Origin of the sequence: Arthrobacter ruber (genome assembly GCF_002954225.1) — a bacterium.
In the GTDB taxonomy this organism is placed as follows: Bacteria; Actinomycetota; Actinomycetes; order Actinomycetales; family Micrococcaceae; genus Arthrobacter_D; species Arthrobacter_D ruber.
Genome location: NZ_PPTH01000017.1, coordinates 428755 through 444549, shown reverse-complemented (window position 1 = coordinate 444549; position 15795 = coordinate 428755). Strand labels below are relative to the sequence as shown.

Below are 15795 nucleotides of genomic sequence, written 5' to 3'. Positions count from 1 at the left end.
CGATAGGTCTTGCATGGGAATCATCGACACCTGGAAGACGCAGCTCAGGACCACCTTCACGGACGGCGATCCCACCATCCCCCAGTGGCAGTTCGAGTTCGAGAAGGGCGACGACGCCGGCTACTTCCCCGTCGGTTCGGCCGTCTGGACGGTGCACAGCTCCATGACGCCCACCGTGGCAGGCATCCGCGCGCTGCTGCTGCAGACCCTGCATCCCGGTGCCATGGCGGGCGTCCACGCCCACTCGAGTTTCCGCGAGGAGCCGCTCGGGCGCCTCGCCAACACGATCCGCTGGATCTTCACCGTGACGTACGGTTCGAAGGTCGCCGCCCAGGAGGGGTCCGCGTTCGTGCAGCGGCTGCACACCCGCGTGCACGGTACGTACACCGACAGCCGGGGCGCGGAGCAGCCCTACTCCGCAGCCGATCCCGATCTCACACGCTGGGTGCACCTGGCGTTCACCGACGCCTTCGTGTCCGCCCATGCCGCCTACGGCGGGCCGATCCCGGGCGGCGCTGACCGCTACGTGGAGGAGTGGGCCCAGGCGGGGCGGCTGATGGGGCTCGAGGACCCGCCCCGGTCGGAGGAAGAGCTCCGCTCCCAGCTCGCGGCGTTCGACGGTGAACTCACGAACAGCGAGCAGGTTCAGGAGGCTCTGACCTACATCCGCCGTCCTCCGCTGCCGCGCTCGCAGCGCCTCGGGTACCGGATCCTTTTCGCCGGAGCGGTGGCCACCCTCGATGCCCGACACCGCGAGATGCTGGGCCTGCGGGTGCCGTCGCTCGGACCGGTTCCGCTGCCCGTCAGCACCGGGGTCCGCCTGGTGCTCGGCGTGATCCGTCTCGGACTCGGCCCGGAGGGCCCTGCGGAGGCAGCGGCGAAAACCCGCATCCGCCGTGTGACAGGGTCCGCTTAAGCAGCTGGACCCCGGCCGTGTGGCCGGGGTCCAGCTGCTTCGAGCGGAGGATGGGGGATTTGAACCCCCGAGGGCGTTAACCCAACACGCGTTCCAGGCGTGCGCCATAGGCCGCTAGGCGAATCCTCCTCATTTGGAGCAGATACCAGAATACCCATACAAGCCGATCCTGCCGAATCGTGCGCGGCAGGCGCCATCCGGCGGCCCTCCCCGGCCGATTCGGAAGCCGTCCATCCTCATGTGTAGACTATTTCCCGGCCCCTCATGTGGTGTCATCCTGTGAACTCCCCCAGGACCGGAAGGTAGCAAGGGTAAGCGGGCTCTGGCAGGTGCATGGGGGGTCTCTACTTTAAGCAAGCAGCGGGAGGTCGGACGGTGGCAGAGCAGGGCGCCGGCCGGTTCGCTCCCAGCCCCTCCGGACAGCTGCACATCGGCAACCTCCGCACCGCCGTCCTCGCCTGGCTCTTCGCCCGTTCGACCGGCAGGAGGTTCCTGGTCCGCGTCGAGGACCTCGACCGCGTCCGCGCGGGAGCCGAGACCGAGCAGCTGGCCGAACTGGCCGCGCTGGGGCTCGTCCCCGACGCACCCGTCATCCGCCAGAGCGAGCAGACAGGACGCTACGAGCGCGCACTGGACCGGCTGATGGTCCAGGGACGGGTCTACGAGTGCTTCTGCACGCGCCGGGACATCGCCGAGGCCGCGAGCGCGCCGCACGGTCGGCCCGGCTTCTACCCGGGGACCTGCCGCGGGCTCAGCGAGGACGAGCGGGGACGACGGCGGACGCAGCGGCGTCCGGCGCTCCGGCTCGCCTCCGCGGCGGGGACGTGGAGCATCGACGACCTGATGGCCGGCCGCGTCACGGCACCGGTGGATGATTTCGTGCTCCGCAGGAACGACGGCGTGATCGCCTACAACCTCGCGGTCGTCGTCGACGACGCCGCCCAGGGCATCGACCAGGTGGTGCGTGGGGACGACCTGCTCGATTCCGCTCCCCGGCAGGCCTACCTGGCCTCGCTGCTGGGGCTGCCGGTCCCGGTCTACGCCCATGTGCCCCTCGCCGTCTCGCCGGAGGGCCGCCGCTTGGCAAAACGGGACGGCGCTGTGACACTGGAGGACCTTGCCCGGCGAGGCTGGCCGGCGCGTGCGGTGCTGGGCGTCATCCTGGCTTCGCTGGACCTTCCCGACGGGTCGCCCGAGGCCGCCCTCGCGGTGTTCGACCCCCCTCGGCTGCCGCGCGATCCCTGGGTCGTGGATCCCGCGCAGCTGTTCCCCGCGTCCACCGGCCCGGCATGCAAACCGTCAGCACCAACCGATAAGGTTCATCCGTGAGTACAGCCCTCTACCGCCGCTACCGTCCCGAGACCTTCGCGGACGTCATCGGCCAGGAGCATGTCACCGAACCCCTGATGGCGGCCATCGACAAGAACCGCATCAATCACGCCTACCTGTTCTCGGGCCCACGCGGCTGCGGCAAGACCACCTCCGCCCGCATCCTGGCCCGCTGCCTCAACTGCGCCCAGGGGCCCACCTCCACACCGTGCGGCACGTGTGACAGCTGCGTCGAACTGGCGCGTAACGGCTCCGGCAGCCTCGACGTCATCGAGATCGACGCCGCCAGTCACGGTGGCGTCGACGATGCCCGCGACCTCCGCGAGCGTGCCACCTTCGCGCCCGTCCGCGACCGCTTCAAGATCTTCATCATCGACGAGGCCCACATGGTCACGTCGGCGGGCTTCAACGCCCTGCTGAAGATCGTCGAGGAGCCGCCGGAGCACATCCTCTTCATCTTCGCCACGACGGAGCCCGACAAGGTCATCGGCACCATCCGGTCCCGCACGCACCACTACCCGTTCCGGCTCGTTCCGCCGGAGCCCCTCATGGCGTACCTCGAGCTTCTCTGCCGCCAGGAGAACGTGCCCGTGGCGCCCGGGGTGCTCTCGCTGGTGATCCGCGCAGGCGGGGGTTCCGTCCGCGATTCCCTGTCCGTCCTCGACCAGCTGATGGCCGGTGCCGGTGAGAACGGCCTCGACTACGAACTCGCCGTCTCGCTCCTCGGGTACACCCATGCGACGCTCCTCGACGACGTCGTCGAATCCGTGGCGGCCGGTGACGCCGGCACCGTCTTCGATGCCGTGGACCGCGTCATCCAGACCGGGCACGATCCGCGCCGCTTCGTCGAGGACCTGCTCGAGCGCTTCCGCGACCTGATCGTCATCAACGCCGTGCCCGAGGGAGCGGCGTCGATCCTCCGCGGGGTCCCCGACGACCAGCTCAATCGCATGCGCTCCCAGGCCAACCAGCTCGGGGCCGGCGAGCTGTCCCGCTCGGCGGACGTCACCAACACCGCGCTGACCGAGATGACGGGCGCCACCTCGCCCCGCCTGCACCTCGAGCTCCTGTGTGCCCGGCTGCTGCTTCCCGCGGCCGACGCCACGGTCCGGGGCACGCTCGCCCGCGTGGATCGCATCGAGCGTCGCCTGGAGTACGCCGGCGGTACGCCTGCTCCGGAAGCCGAGGAAACGCCGAAGGCGCCCGCCCGCCCCCGCCTCGATGTCCCCAGGACCGCGGAGGAGGCTGCGGCCCGCTGGTCGCTGCCCGCAGCCGATCCGGCAGCTCCCGCCGTCGCGGTCGCCGATCCCGGCACCGCTCCGGATCCCTCCTCCCCCGCCGTCCCCGTCGCAGCCCGCGTGCCCGGTCCGGGTGGCGGACCCGTACCCGCCGACTCGTCCCCCGACTGGGGTGGCAGCTGGGGTGTGTCCACCGACTCCGCCTTCGCGGGTCCCGGGGCCACGAAGGGTGGGGCGCCGCAGGAGCCGGCCGCAGGCGGTCCTCCGCGTGCCTCGAACCAGTCCGACGCGGTACCTGCGGTCCCGTCGGCTGCCGCACCCGCCTTCTCCGCCCCGACGGGTCAGCCCGGTCGGGCGGCGGACACGGAGGACGACGCCGATACTGCCGCACCGAGGGTGCCGGACGCTGCTGCCGACCGCCGGGGACAGCCGTCAGCGCCGGCTCCGCTCGGTGCGCCTGAGCACGACGGCGGGCGTGCGCCGGCAGCCGATGCCGCCCGCGACCGGCAGCCTTCGGGTGCTGGGCAGGCGGCTCCCGACCGTACCCGGCGCCCGGGTGCCACGGACGGACCGGCGGGCGACGCCCCGGTTCGCGGCAGCCAGGACGCGCCGTCCTGGGGTGCGCCCTCCCGTCCCCAGGGAACGCCGCAGCAGGCACCGCAGCAGGCACCGCAGCAGGGTCGGCCGCAGCAGGGCCGGCCGCAGCAGGCACCGCAGGACGTTCCCCAGACCGGCCGGCCGCAGGTGGACCCGGCACAGACTGGCGCGGGGCGGCCCCAGCAGGAGGCCCGCCGCGCGGACCAGGGGCAGGGTCAGCCCCCGGCTCCCGGTGCTTCCGGCGGCAACGTCGAGATGATCCGCCGCGCCTGGCCCGAGATCATGGACGAGGTCGCCCGGATCAAGCGGGCCACCTGGCTGATCGTCAACGTCTCCGCGAAGCCGCGCTCGTTCGAGGGCAACCAGCTCGTCCTGGCCTTCGCGAACCAGGGGACCGCCATCGGCTTCCAGCGCGGCCCCCACGTGGACAACGTGAAGCAGGCCATCCACAAGGTGCTCGGTCTCACCTGTTCCATCGAGGCGGTCCACGACGCCGGCGGGGCGGGTGAGTCGGGCCCAAAAGTACCGGCCAGTCAGGCGGCCCCGGGCAGTAACCCGGGCCTCGCTCCTGCTGTGCCCCCACCCGGGCGCGGAGGTGCTGACGGGAGGCCGAACAGTTCATCGCAGTCCCCCGCGCCCCCGGCTGTCGGCCTGCCCGCCCACCGATCAGCGGTCGTCGCCGACGAGGACGCTCCGTCCCCCGGTACCCGGCCCTCGTTGAGCCGGGATGATGCTCAGGCTGCCGCCCCGTCAGCAGTCGGCAGATCGGGACATGGGACGAGTCCAGCCGCCTCCGCGCCCGCTCCCACGGACGGGCCTGCGGCGTCCGGGCCCGTGCCCGGGCAGGCTGCGCCCCCAGCTGCGCCGTCATCCAGCAGTCCTGGCACCGCCGGAGGGCGGGCGTCGTCGACCACGGGAGCACCGTCCCGCTCGGGCAGCCACCCCGCCGCGCGGTCCGACGCCCTGCGGTCCGATGTGCGGTCAGATGCAGCGCCGACGCCTGACGCCGAGCAGGGAAGGCGCCCCGATGCCGCCGTGCGCCGTGACGACGCGCGACCTACCGGCACCCGCACCACGGGCGGTACCGGCCGGCCCGCTGCTTCCACCGGTCCGGCAGTGCCGGAGGCCGTCGGCGCCTGGGATCCTTCGATGTCGGACGACTCGTGGGCGCTCGTCGAACCCCCGGAGGACGCCTTCGATCCCGGATCCGACGTCGGCTCGGTGCCGGAGGACCCCTACGACCACCGGCCGCGGCACCAGCGGGGGGCCGCGGGTGCCCACCCCGCAGGCACCCCGTCCCTAGCACAGGGGAACGGGCCGGGCACGGTAGCGCCGGCATCCGCGGGCGATTCGGCGTCCGCTCCGCAGCGCGCCCGCTCCACCGCACCCGGGGCACATGCCGCAGGCAATGCACAAGCCGGCAAGGTACAGGCCGGCGCGGCACCCGCTGCGGGCCCGGCACATGCCGGCGCGCCGCACGCCGGTACGGCACGGGCCACGGCACCCGCCGGGGGCCCGGCGGCTGCCGCGGCACCGCCGGCCGAGCCGCAGCGATCCCGATCCGTGGTGTGGAGCCCGCCGGTGGCCAAAGCGCCTCCTGCCTCTCCCGGGACACCCTTGTCGCCGGCCCCTGCGCAGCCGCGCGGCCTGACCGGCTCCGCCGGGATGCCCGATCAGGCACCATCACGCGGAACGGCCGGCTCCATCACGGACGGGTCCGTGGCGACCACCGGCCCCATCGTGCCCGCCGCACCCGCCCGGGGCGGTAGCAATCCCGCCCCGGATCCCTCGGCATCCGCCGGGAACGTGCGTCAGAAGCCGATCAGCCGCTACCAGCAACTCCTCGATGAAGCCGAGCGGAAACGGGCCGAGGAGGCCGCGGCGGCCAGGGGTGCCGTCGACCTCCGCTTCGTGGAGGACGAGCCGAGCGCGGACGACGAGACGATCGAGGAATCGGGCCTCGTGGGCCGCACGGCGATCGAGCGCATCCTCAACGGTCGTCTGGTCGAGGAACGCAGCATCGACGGCCAGTGACGTCCTTCCCGGCGTCCATCGACGTGAAGCGCAGGCCGACGGCGTAATCGCCCTCCATTGTCCGCCCCGCATCGCGGCGCAGGGCGGACAATGGAGGGGCACCCCGGCGCCGTCGGCAGGGGAGATGAAGAGCATGCCGCCGGACGCAACCGGGCCGGCGGACCATACAGCAGAAGAGGGACCATCGTGTACGAAGGCGCAGTGCAAGAGCTGATCGATGAGCTCGGACGCCTGCCCGGGGTAGGGCCGAAGTCGGCCCAGCGCCTCGCGTTCCACATCCTCGAGTCCGACGGTGAGGACATGAAGCGCCTCGTCACGGCGATCACCACGGTCAAGGAACGCGTGAAGTTCTGCACCATCTGCGGCAACGTGGCGGAGCAGGAGCAGTGCGCCATCTGCCGCGATCCGCGCCGCGACCCGTCCATGATCTGCGTGGTCGAGGAGTCCAAGGACGTCATCGCCGTCGAACGCACACGGTCCTTCCGCGGCAGGTACCACGTCCTCGGCGGCGCGATCAACCCGATCGCCGGGGTGGGACCGGACCAGCTGCGCATCCGCGAACTGCTGGCGCGCCTCTCGGACGAGAAGGTCCAGGAGATCATCATCGCCACCGACCCCAACCTGGAGGGCGAGGCGACGGCCACCTACCTGGTGCGCATGCTCAAGACGATCGGGATCCCGGTGACCCGCCTGGCCTCCGGCCTGCCCGTCGGCGGGGACCTCGAGTACGCGGACGAGGTGACCCTCGGCCGCGCCTTCGAGGGCCGCCGCGCCATGTCCTGACGGTCGGCCCCCCGAGGGTCGACGGCGAGCCGGGTCCGCGCCTGCCCGGGCTCGCCTACGCCGATCAGGCGATGCGCGTCCCCTGCGCGAGACGCCTGGCGGGCATGGTCAGCTTCCGGCGGCCGATGAGCAGGAGCGCGCCGGCCAGCAGGAGCTGGAGGCCGAGGCCGAGGGGCCAGATCGGCACGCCCTGCGGGAGCGGCTGGCGCCCACTCATCGACTCCTCGCAGGTGACCTCGAGGTCCGGCCCCGCCTGGGCCGAGCGCACCCCCTGGCTGACCGTCTCCATGACACCCGGCGCGTAGTAGCTGCCCGGAACCATCCCACCCGGCGCCGGGTCGGCCTCCACGTCCGGGAGGCTGTAGGGCACGGCGTCGGCGACCACCACGAACGGGTTCGCCGCGAGCAGCCACGTGATGTACTGCGTGTCGGGGAGGTCCGCGGTGTAGGTCTGGGACTGGCACACCGCCTCGGCGCCCTCCTCCGGCACGCCCATGCTGTCGAGGCTGCTCTCGGGATAGGTGTAGTAGGAGGACCGCACGGTCCTCTCTTCCATGACGAGCGTGGTGCTCAACCCGAAGACGATCACCGTGCCGATCGCCAGCAAAGCCACCAGCATGTACGTGCTGACGATCGAGAACAGGGGCCGGTTGGCCAGTGCCGAGACCCCGACGCCGATGGCGCAGACGACGCCGAGTTCCACCGCGAGCATGACGAGCGAGACCAGCGCTTCCGCGGCGTTCACCCCTCCCAGCGCCAGGGCCCAGAAGATGAAGGGGCTGCTGAGGACGAGGAAGGCGAGCGACGCGACCCAGGAGGCCAGCCATTTGCCCGCGAGAAGCTGTCCCGGCGTCAGCAGGGTCACCTGGAGGATCGCGAGGGTGCCACCCGCCCGGTCGCCGTTGACGGCGTTCGCGGACAGCCCGGGTGCCACGAGCAGGCCGAACAGCAGGATGAAGCCCACCACCAGGTCGAAGAGGACCCCGCCCTCGTTGTCGGTGGCGCCGAGGAACGCCGTCCCGAGCACGAAGATGAGGGCGATCACGGTGAACCAGATGCCGAGCATCCAGTACCAGCCCCTGCCACGCAGCCGCTGCCTCATCTCGAGCGAGAAGACGGTGCGGACGGCGGACCAGAGCGGCAGCCGCGTGGCCTGCCCGAAGGGCTGCCTGGTCGAGTGTTCGGTTCCTGCGCTCATAGTCGGTCCGTATCCAGGCTCATGTAGGTCTCTTCGAGGGCGCCGCCGGCGGGCGCGAAGGCGGTGACGACGACGTCGGCCATCACCAGGGTGCGCAGCAGCCAGGAGGCTTCCGCCGTGCTGCCGAGCTGGATCTGGAACTCCTCGCGGCGGGAGTCGGCGCGCATCTCGTAGCGGACCCCGTGGCTCCGCAGGGCATCGGCGAGCGCCTGCATCGGCTCGGCCTGGACGTAATAGCGGCGTGCCTGGCTGCCGGCCTCGTGGAGCGTCTGGCTCTTGACCGACTGTCCGCGGCTCACGAAGACCGCGCGATCGGCGATCTCGTCGAGTTCGGACAGGACATGGCTCGATACGACGACGGTCTTGCCCGCGGCGGCCAGGGAGCGCAGGAGGGACCTCAGATCCACCCGGGAGCCGGGATCGAGCCCCGATGCGGGTTCGTCCAGGAGCAGGACCTGCGGATCGTGGATCAGCGCCCGGGCGAGGCTCAGCCGCTGCTGCTGTCCGCGGGAGAGCACGCGGGCCGGGGCACGGCCGAACTCGGTGAGCTTCACGGCGACGAGCAGTTCGTCGGCACGCCGTGCGCTGTCCGCGACGCTCATGCCGTAGAGCGTGCCGAGGGTCCTCAGCACCTCGAAGGCGGTGAGCGACTCCCACACCCCGAGGGTGTCGGGCATCCAGCCCACACGGCTCCTCACCTCCGCGGGCTGTGTCACGGGGTCGAAGCCCGCCACACGCACGGTGCCGTGATCGGGAGCCAGCAGGCTCGCCATCATGAGCATCAAGGTGGTCTTGCCGGAGCCGTTGGGACCGATCAGAGCGGTCACTTCCCCGGGCGGAGCCTCGAAATCGATGTCGCGGATCGCCTGTACCGGGCCGAAGCTCCTGGCAACCCCCTCGACAACGATTCCCCCACATTCGTCGGTCATGGTACGAGAGTAGGCCACACCCCGGTGCCAGGACCGCAGGATCGACGCGGGGAGCACGTTCCGGCGGCTGTTCTTAAACGGACGCGGACTTTGGGCCGGGGATCAGCCCGTCGCTAGACTGGCACGGGCGCAGGGTTTCGAACTGCCGCCCCGAGGCGCCGGTGCTGCCGCCCCTGAAGTCCCAGCCAGCACGGCGAGGTCCACCGCCGTCGTCCCAGTGAGCGAGTGCATGAGCCTCATAGTCCAGAAATTCGGCGGGTCCTCGGTCGCCGACGCCGAGGGCATCAAGCGGGTCGCCCGGCGCGTCGTCGACACGCAGGCTGCAGGCCACCAGGTGGTGGTGGTCGTGTCCGCCATGGGCGACAGCACGGACGAGCTGCTCGACCTCGCCGCCCAGGTGAGCGCGACGTCGGACGCCCGCGAGATGGACATGCTGCTCAGCGCGGGCGAGCGCATCTCGATGGCCCTGCTGGCCATGGCGATCCACGGGATCGGTGCCTCCGCGCAGTCCTTCACCGGCAGCCAGGCCGGCATGATCACGGACGCGATCCACGGCAAGGCACGGATCATCGACGTCTCCCCTCACCGCATCCTGACCGCCATCGAGAAGGGCGACGTCGCGATCGTGGCCGGCTTCCAGGGCATGAGCCGGGAGAGCAACGACATCACGACCCTCGGCCGCGGCGGGTCGGACACCACCGCCGTCGCCCTCGCGGCAGCGCTCGGGGCCGACGTCTGCGAGATCTACACCGACGTCGACGGCGTCTACACCGCCGACCCCCGCGTGGTCCCGTCCGCGCAGAAGATCGACACGATCTCGAGCGAGGAGATGCTCGAGATGGCAGCCTCGGGCGCCAAGATCCTGCATCTGCGCTGCGTCGAGTACGCGCGGCGTTTCGGGGTCCCCCTGCACGTCCGCTCCTCCTTCAGCCACAACGAGGGCACCTGGGTGCTGCCCAGCCCCGACGACCAGATCAAGATTCAAGAGGGAGAACCCTTGGAACAGCCCATCATCTCCGGAGTGGCCCACGACCGGTCCGAAGCGAAGGTCACCGTGGTCGGGGTTCCCGACATCCCCGGCAAGGCGGCGGAGATCTTCGGGATCGTCGCGGGTGCCAACACGAACATCGACATGATCGTCCAGAACGTCTCGACGCACGGCTCGGGCCGCACGGACATCTCGTTCACCCTGCCGATCGTCGACGGCGTCGAGGCGCTCGCCGCCCTCGGCGAGGCGCAGGACCGCGTGGGCTTCGAGACGGTGGAGTACAACGAGAAGATCGGCAAGCTCTCCCTGATCGGTGCGGGCATGCGCTCCAACCCGGGCGTCTCCTACCGCTTCTTCCGTGCCCTGTCCGACGCCGGCGTGAACATCGACATGATCTCGACGTCGGAGATCCGCATCTCCGTGGTCACGGGAGCGGACCTGCTCGACGACGCCGTCCGCGCCGTCCACGCTGCGTTCGAGCTCGACGGTGACGCCACGGCCACCGTCTACGCCGGCTCGGGGCGCTAGGACCTCCGCTCCGCCCGTCGCCTGCGCGACGGCCGGTCCCGCCGTCGTTCCCGGTTCCTGATGCCCGCGGGTACGAGGAGCGGCGCGCTGGGGCACATCGGGCCCGGGATGCCGCGGGAAGCAGGAATGACGAACGGCACCGACAGCATGAGAAAGGCCGGTGGATCGATGATCCACCGGCCTTTCTCATGTCCCCGTGGGGTGTGCTGCTACTTGTCGCCGGTCGGGGTGGTCGACTCGCGAGGACCGGTCATGAGCTTGTCCGCCGGGTTGACGGTGGGGAGCTCCGCCGTCGGCTGCGCCGCGACATTGCCCGCTCCGCCGACGACGACCGTCACGTAGGTCACGGCCGAGGACCCCTCGTAGGTCACGCGTCCCACGTGTGAGCCGGCAGCGAGGCCGGTCCAGTTGAGGGTCACGGCGCCCTTGCTGCCGTTCGCCAGGGCGAGCGGGTTGGGCGTCAGTGTCGCGTTCTTCTCCGTGCCGGTCAGCACTGCCGCATCGATCGTGCCGGCGGTCGGCGCATTGTCGGTGCTGGCGTACAGGTTGGCGATGATCCGGTAGGTGCCGGGCGCCGGCTTCTCGAGCGTGATGGTCTCGCTCGCGTCCGACGTCGCCACCTGGGTGACGGTGCCGGCCGGCGTGACGAGGAACATGTCGAAGTCGGCGGCAGGGTCGCTGGACAGGACGGAGAACTTCGCGACCGGGGCGCCGGCGGGGACGGTGACGTCCTTGACGGCGTTGGAGGCGTTGTTGCCGTTAGCCAGGCCACCGGGCACCAGGTTGATCGCCGAGGAGTCAGCCTTGGCGAGGCCCAGGAGCGTCATCTTGATGGGGGTATTCGTCCCCGAGGTGACGTCGAAGGTGCCGCTGCCGTTGGAACCGGCCGAGGTGAGGGTCACGTCGGCCGGCGCGTTGACGGCCTGCGGGCGGACGGCCACCGGTGAGGTGACCTTCTTGCCCTGGCCCTCCCAGGTGAGCGAGCCGCCGGCGAACTTGCCGAACGGAGCGCTCTGGTTCTCGAAGGAGACCTTGAACGTGCGGGTCTCCCCCGCGGCGCTGAAGTTGAGGATCGACGGCGTGACCGTGACCTTCACGCCGGGGACGTTGGCGGTGGCACGGTAGATGCCCGGGGTGAGGGCGGTGACCGTGCGGGTCACCTCCGTGCGACCCGTCAGGTTGCCGAGCGCGAAGGACGGGACGTTGGTGTCCTTGGCCGCGACGGGCTCGATGTCCCCGATCCCGAGGTCGAAGCCGGTCCCCGCGATGAAGCGGAGATAGTCGTCCTCGTTCTGGTCGTAGACCAGGCCGGGGCTGAGGACGGTGGCCGGGTTGATGTGGCCCGCACCCACGGCGAGGACGTCGGTCTCGACGCCGCCGGTGGCGGTCTTCAGGGGGGTGGCCGTGGTCATCATGGCCGACTTCACCGTGGCGGGTGACCAGCCGGGGTTCTTGCTGAGTACCAGTGCGCCCAGGCCTGCCACGTGGGGCGAGGCCATGGAGGTCCCGGAGAGGAAGCCGAACTGCGCGCCGTTGGATCCGACGGTGGAGACGCCCGCGAGGACGGCCACACCGGGAGCCGTGATGTCCGGCTTCAGGAGATCGGAATCGGTGGCGAGCAGCGGGCCGCGCGAGGAGAACCCGGCGATCTGCGGTACGGGCGGCAGGGGCTTGCCCGTGGTGTCCGTGGGCTGCAGGGCGACCTTGATGGCGGGGTTGGCCGCGACCTTCGCCTTGAGCTCGAGGGCCTCGGGGGCGTTGACGTGCACCGTGGGGATCACGTGCTGGTCGGTGTCCGTCGAGGAGTCGACGAGGTTCACGAGGATCATGCCCACACCGCCACCGCGCTTGACCTCGGCGCTCTTGGCGGTGCGGTCGACGACGCCGCGGTCGCAGACCACGATCTTGCCGGCCACCTTCGCCGGGTCGAGGGTGTTGGGACCGCAGAGGTTCGGGGTGACGGCACCGGCTGCCGCGGCATCGGCCGCGAGGACCACCGGGCTGGCGGGGACGCCCGTGCGCATGATCGATGCGCCCCGGTACTTGGTGCCGTCGGAGAACTCGGCGGTGCCCTGCAGTTCGTAGTTGAAGGTGCTGGCGGCGACCGTCGTCATCCAGGGCCCGCCGTGGTTCACGGTGCTGGCGGTGGGGCCGGAGTTGCCGGCCGAGGCGGCCACGAAGATGCCCGCGGACGTGGCGGAGAGGAAGGCCAGGGACACGGGGTCCGTCGTCGTCGTCGTGCTGCCCGAGATCGAGTAGTTGAGGACGTCGACGCCGTCGAGGATGGCCTGGTTGATGGCCGCGATCGCCGCGGAGGAGTAGCAGCCACCGGTGGCGGGGTCGTTGTCCTCCCAGCAGGTCTTGTAGACGGAGATCTTGGCGGCCGGGGCCACACCCGAGGAGACGCCGAAGTTGCGGCCGTCCACGGTCTGCGTCACACCGGCGTTGCCGGCGGCCGTGCTGGCCGTGTGCGTTCCGTGGTTGTCGATGTCCACGGGGGAGAGGACTTCCTGGGGCGCGCGGTCGGCCTCGGGCACGCTGGCCACGAAGGTGTCCGCGAAGTACTGGGCCGAGAGGACCTTCGAGTTGCAGAGGCTTCCGTCGAAGTCCTCGCCGACCTGGCATTCACCCACGAAGGTGCTGCCGTCGGACTTCAGCATGGCGATGTTGCCGCTCGCGTCGCGGTAGGGCTCGCCCACCTTGGGCTTGGCGTTGCCCTTGAGCGGCTTGACGGGGCTGCCCGCGAAGAAGGGGTTGTCCGGCGCGTAGCCGGTGTCGATGACACCGACGACCGTGCCGGCGCCGGCGTTCTTCTCGCCGCCGAACTGGCTCTTCCACGTCCCCTTGTTGCCGTTCAGGCCGAGGAAGTCGATGCTCGAGTAGTCCGGCGCGTTCTCGACGTCCGGTGCCACGAGCAGGACGTCGTCGCTCTTGGCGAGCTCCACGGCCTGATCGGTGCTGAGGTCCGCGGCGAAGCCGTTCAGCGCTGCCGTGTAGGTGCGCTTGATGTCGACGTTCTTCTCGCCGGCGACCTCCTGCTGCTTGGTCTCGAGGAACTGCGAGTACTGCTGCACGTTCTCCGCGGCGGCGTCGAGCTTCTCGCCCTTCTGCGGCTTGGTCGGTGCGATGCCGTCCACGCCACCCTCGTAGGTGGCGACCGGCTTGTCGGCGAGCACGACGATGTACTTGCCATCCGGGTACTGCGCGGGGTCCAGCTCCTTGGTCGGAGCCTTCTGGGGCATGATCGAAGTGCCCTGCGCGGGCGCTGCGAAAGCAGCGGGCGCGACGGCCGTCGACGTCACCAGCAGTGGCAGACCCAGGACGATCGCCGTGGCAGCGCGCAGTGTGCTGCGCCCCTGTCCGGCTGTTCTCCGTTGTGTCATTGGAAGGTAGTGCCTCTCGTGGAAGTGCGGGCCGGCCGGAACCGTTCCCCCTGCGCCGTGACTCCTGGAGAGGACCCCCACCCTGTGATGACGATCACAAGCGCCACAGCAGTCACAACTTACCTGAGGCAACTCATGGTGACCAGCGCGCCACGGCCCGAATTCCCTCTCTTTTCACAGGGGATTTACCTCTGGGGGTCGAGGTGATAATGGAACAATGCCCGCCGTTGTCCCCACCCGTCTCCCCGAGGCCGACTGGCAGGACCGCGAACGGCGGCACCGGGACCGCGTGACCCGCTTCAGCGAGCCGTACCTGGAGCGGCGGTCACGGGGGGCCAAGCACCCGGTGGAGGACTTCCTCTTCACCTACTACAACCAGAAGCCGGGGCAGCTCCTGCGCTGGCACCCCGGGGCGGCAGTCGTGCTGACCGGCCCCGCCGCCGCGGAGCGCGCCGGCTGGAAGTACTACGCCGCCGGTGACGGCGTGCGCGTGGACGTCGGCCGGTTCGTCGAGGAACGGCGTGACGCCATCGACTTCGCACGCCTGATCCTCGGCCGCACCGCGGCCCGCCCGGCGCAGTTCGGCTGCTTCGGGCTCCATGAGTGGGCCATGGCCTACCGCTCGGCGGTCAACGGCGTGCGCCACGAGTACCTCGACCTGCGCCTGGGCGCGGACGGGACGGACGACGTCGTCGACTCCTCCCGCATCCGCTGCACGCACTTCGACGCCTTCCGTTTCTACACCCCGGAAGCCGTGCCCCTCAACGAACACGCGCCCACCCGCGCGACGCAGCGGGACCTCGAACAGCCCGGGTGCCTCCACGCGAACATGGACCTGTACAAGTGGGCCTACAAGCTCACGCCCCTGCTCCCGAGTGAGCTCGTCATGGACTGCTTCGAGCTGTCCTGGCGCATCCGCGTCATGGACATGCGGGCCTCCCCGTACGATCTCGCAGCCTGGGGCTACACGCCGATCGCCATCGAGACGGCCGAGGGCAAGGCGGAGTACGTCCGCCTGCAACGCGGCTTCGCCGAGGAGTCGCAGGCCCTCCGGGTGCGGCTCCTCGAGGACCTCGAGCGGGCTCTCGCCGCGGACTGACGACGACGGCGGCACCGGCACGCGACCGGGCGCCGCGGTGCTTCGCTGTGCCCCCACCAGCCGTTACGCTGGGAAACCACTCGAAGGGACACCGTGACCAGTACCGACCCGATGCCGGGACGCCGACCGCGCCGCGCCGTCCTGCGCCGCGCCCTGCCCCTCGCCGCCCTGTGCCTCACCCTCGCCGCCTGCACCCCGGGTGGGCCGGCGGCCGAACCGACCGATCAGGAGACCGCCGTGCAGTTCGCCACCCCCCGACCGTCCGCGAGCGACTCCCCGACGGCATCCCCCACGGCGTCCACCCCGCCTACCCCGACGTCGGCTGCTCCTCCTGCCGGCGCCACCAACGCCCTCCTGACCATCTCGGTCAGCCAGGACGCCGCGGCCGAACCCGTTCAGTACGTCCTCGAGTGCGTCGACGGCGCGCCCGGACCCGCCTCCACCCTCCCCGGGGCCGAGGCCGCGTGCGCCGCGCTCGGCCGGCTCGGCACGAAGTTCTTCACGGCTCGGCCGAACAAGGACGTGATCTGCACGCAGCAGTACGGCGGGCCGCAGACCGCGAGCATCACCGGCGACCTCGACGGCACGTCCGTGCTGGCCTCCTTCTCCCTCACGGACGGCTGCGAGATCTCGCGCTGGGACAAGGTCCGGGACCTCCTGGGGACGCCCGGAGGGCAGTAGGGGGCCCGCGCGGGCGGCGCAGGTACGGGACGGGTGCGCGGCGAAACCCCGGTAGACTGGACCCGCAAGCTCGCGGAGCGCCGGTATCGACC

Annotated in this window: 10 protein-coding genes, 1 tRNA gene and 1 other RNA gene; 8 read left to right on the top strand and 4 right to left on the bottom strand. The window is 70.9% G+C overall.

The window, feature by feature from the left end:
• Nucleotides 1-13: 13 nt before the first annotated feature.
• The gene (locus tag CI785_RS13165; RefSeq protein WP_105032528.1) at nt 14-916 is read left to right on the top strand and encodes an oxygenase MpaB family protein; all 903 of its coding nucleotides are present in this window, start codon (nt 14-16) and stop codon (nt 914-916) included.
• Nucleotides 917-960: 44 nt separating this feature from the next.
• Here the strand turns inward: CI785_RS13165 and CI785_RS13160 are convergent.
• A tRNA-Ser gene (locus tag CI785_RS13160) sits at nt 961-1045 on the bottom strand.
• 124 nt (nt 1046-1169) lie between these two features.
• Here CI785_RS13160 and ffs point away from each other — a divergent pair.
• The 4 genes from ffs (at nt 1170) to recR (ending at nt 6897) form a co-directional block, all read left to right on the top strand.
• Nucleotides 1170-1265, top strand: an RNA gene (gene ffs, locus CI785_RS13155) — signal recognition particle sRNA small type.
• Nucleotides 1266-1291: 26 nt separating this feature from the next.
• Nucleotides 1292-2245 (top strand): tRNA glutamyl-Q(34) synthetase GluQRS, encoded by a 954-nt coding sequence (gene gluQRS, locus CI785_RS13150; RefSeq protein WP_105032527.1) that lies wholly within the window; start codon nt 1292-1294, stop codon nt 2243-2245.
• The gene (locus CI785_RS17185) at nt 2242-6114 is read left to right on the top strand and encodes a DNA polymerase III subunit gamma and tau (RefSeq protein ID WP_157940269.1); all 3873 of its coding nucleotides are present in this window, start codon (nt 2242-2244) and stop codon (nt 6112-6114) included. Before gluQRS ends, CI785_RS17185 begins: the two co-directional genes overlap by 4 nt.
• Nucleotides 6115-6300: 186 nt before the next feature.
• A complete protein-coding gene (gene recR, locus CI785_RS13140; protein WP_105032526.1) occupies nt 6301-6897 on the top strand; it encodes a recombination mediator RecR in 597 nt (198 codons plus the stop codon).
• 64 nt (nt 6898-6961) lie between these two features.
• Here the strand turns inward: recR and CI785_RS13135 are convergent, their stop codons facing one another.
• Both CI785_RS13135 and CI785_RS13130 read right to left on the bottom strand, forming a co-directional pair.
• Nucleotides 6962-8095: an ABC transporter permease gene (locus tag CI785_RS13135; RefSeq protein WP_105032525.1), complete on the bottom strand. Its 1134-nt coding sequence runs from the start codon at nt 8093-8095 to the stop codon at nt 6962-6964.
• A complete protein-coding gene (locus CI785_RS13130; RefSeq protein WP_105032686.1) occupies nt 8092-9024 on the bottom strand; it encodes an ABC transporter ATP-binding protein in 933 nt (310 codons plus the stop codon). The genes CI785_RS13135 and CI785_RS13130 overlap by 4 nt, the downstream gene beginning before the upstream one ends.
• 229 nt (nt 9025-9253) lie before the next feature.
• Between CI785_RS13130 and CI785_RS13125 the strand changes: the two genes are divergently transcribed.
• Nucleotides 9254-10540, top strand: a complete 1287-nt coding sequence (locus tag CI785_RS13125; protein ID WP_105032524.1) for an aspartate kinase — start codon at nt 9254-9256, stop codon at nt 10538-10540.
• Between the two features lie 209 nt (nt 10541-10749).
• Here the strand turns inward: CI785_RS13125 and CI785_RS13120 are convergent, their stop codons facing one another.
• Nucleotides 10750-13923: a S8 family serine peptidase gene (locus tag CI785_RS13120; RefSeq protein WP_105032523.1), complete on the bottom strand. Its 3174-nt coding sequence runs from the start codon at nt 13921-13923 to the stop codon at nt 10750-10752.
• Nucleotides 13924-14140: 217 nt separating this feature from the next.
• Between CI785_RS13120 and CI785_RS13115 the strand changes: the two genes are divergently transcribed.
• Complete coding sequence (locus tag CI785_RS13115; RefSeq protein ID WP_105032522.1) at nt 14141-15022, top strand: 3-methyladenine DNA glycosylase; 882 nt, start codon at nt 14141-14143, stop codon at nt 15020-15022.
• A gap of 93 nt (nt 15023-15115) precedes the next feature.
• Nucleotides 15116-15703: an SSI family serine proteinase inhibitor gene (locus CI785_RS13110; RefSeq protein WP_105032521.1), complete on the top strand. Its 588-nt coding sequence runs from the start codon at nt 15116-15118 to the stop codon at nt 15701-15703.
• Nucleotides 15704-15795 lie beyond the last annotated feature (92 nt).

What these genes read in the sequence shown, in the direction of transcription:
- CI785_RS13115 (WP_105032522.1), top strand. Translation starts at nt 14,141, where the DNA reads ATGCCCGCCGTTGTCCCCACCCGTCTCCCCGAGGCCGACTGGCAGGAC.
- CI785_RS13165 (WP_105032528.1), top strand. Translation starts at nt 14, where the DNA reads ATGGGAATCATCGACACCTGGAAGACGCAGCTCAGGACCACCTTCACG.
- CI785_RS13135 (WP_105032525.1), bottom strand. Translation starts at nt 8,095, where the DNA reads ATGAGCGCAGGAACCGAACACTCGACCAGGCAGCCCTTCGGGCAGGCC.
- CI785_RS13130 (WP_105032686.1), bottom strand. Translation starts at nt 9,024, where the DNA reads ATGACCGACGAATGTGGGGGAATCGTTGTCGAGGGGGTTGCCAGGAGC.
- CI785_RS13120 (WP_105032523.1), bottom strand. Translation starts at nt 13,923, where the DNA reads ATGACACAACGGAGAACAGCCGGACAGGGGCGCAGCACACTGCGCGCT.
- CI785_RS13125 (WP_105032524.1), top strand. Translation starts at nt 9,254, where the DNA reads ATGAGCCTCATAGTCCAGAAATTCGGCGGGTCCTCGGTCGCCGACGCC.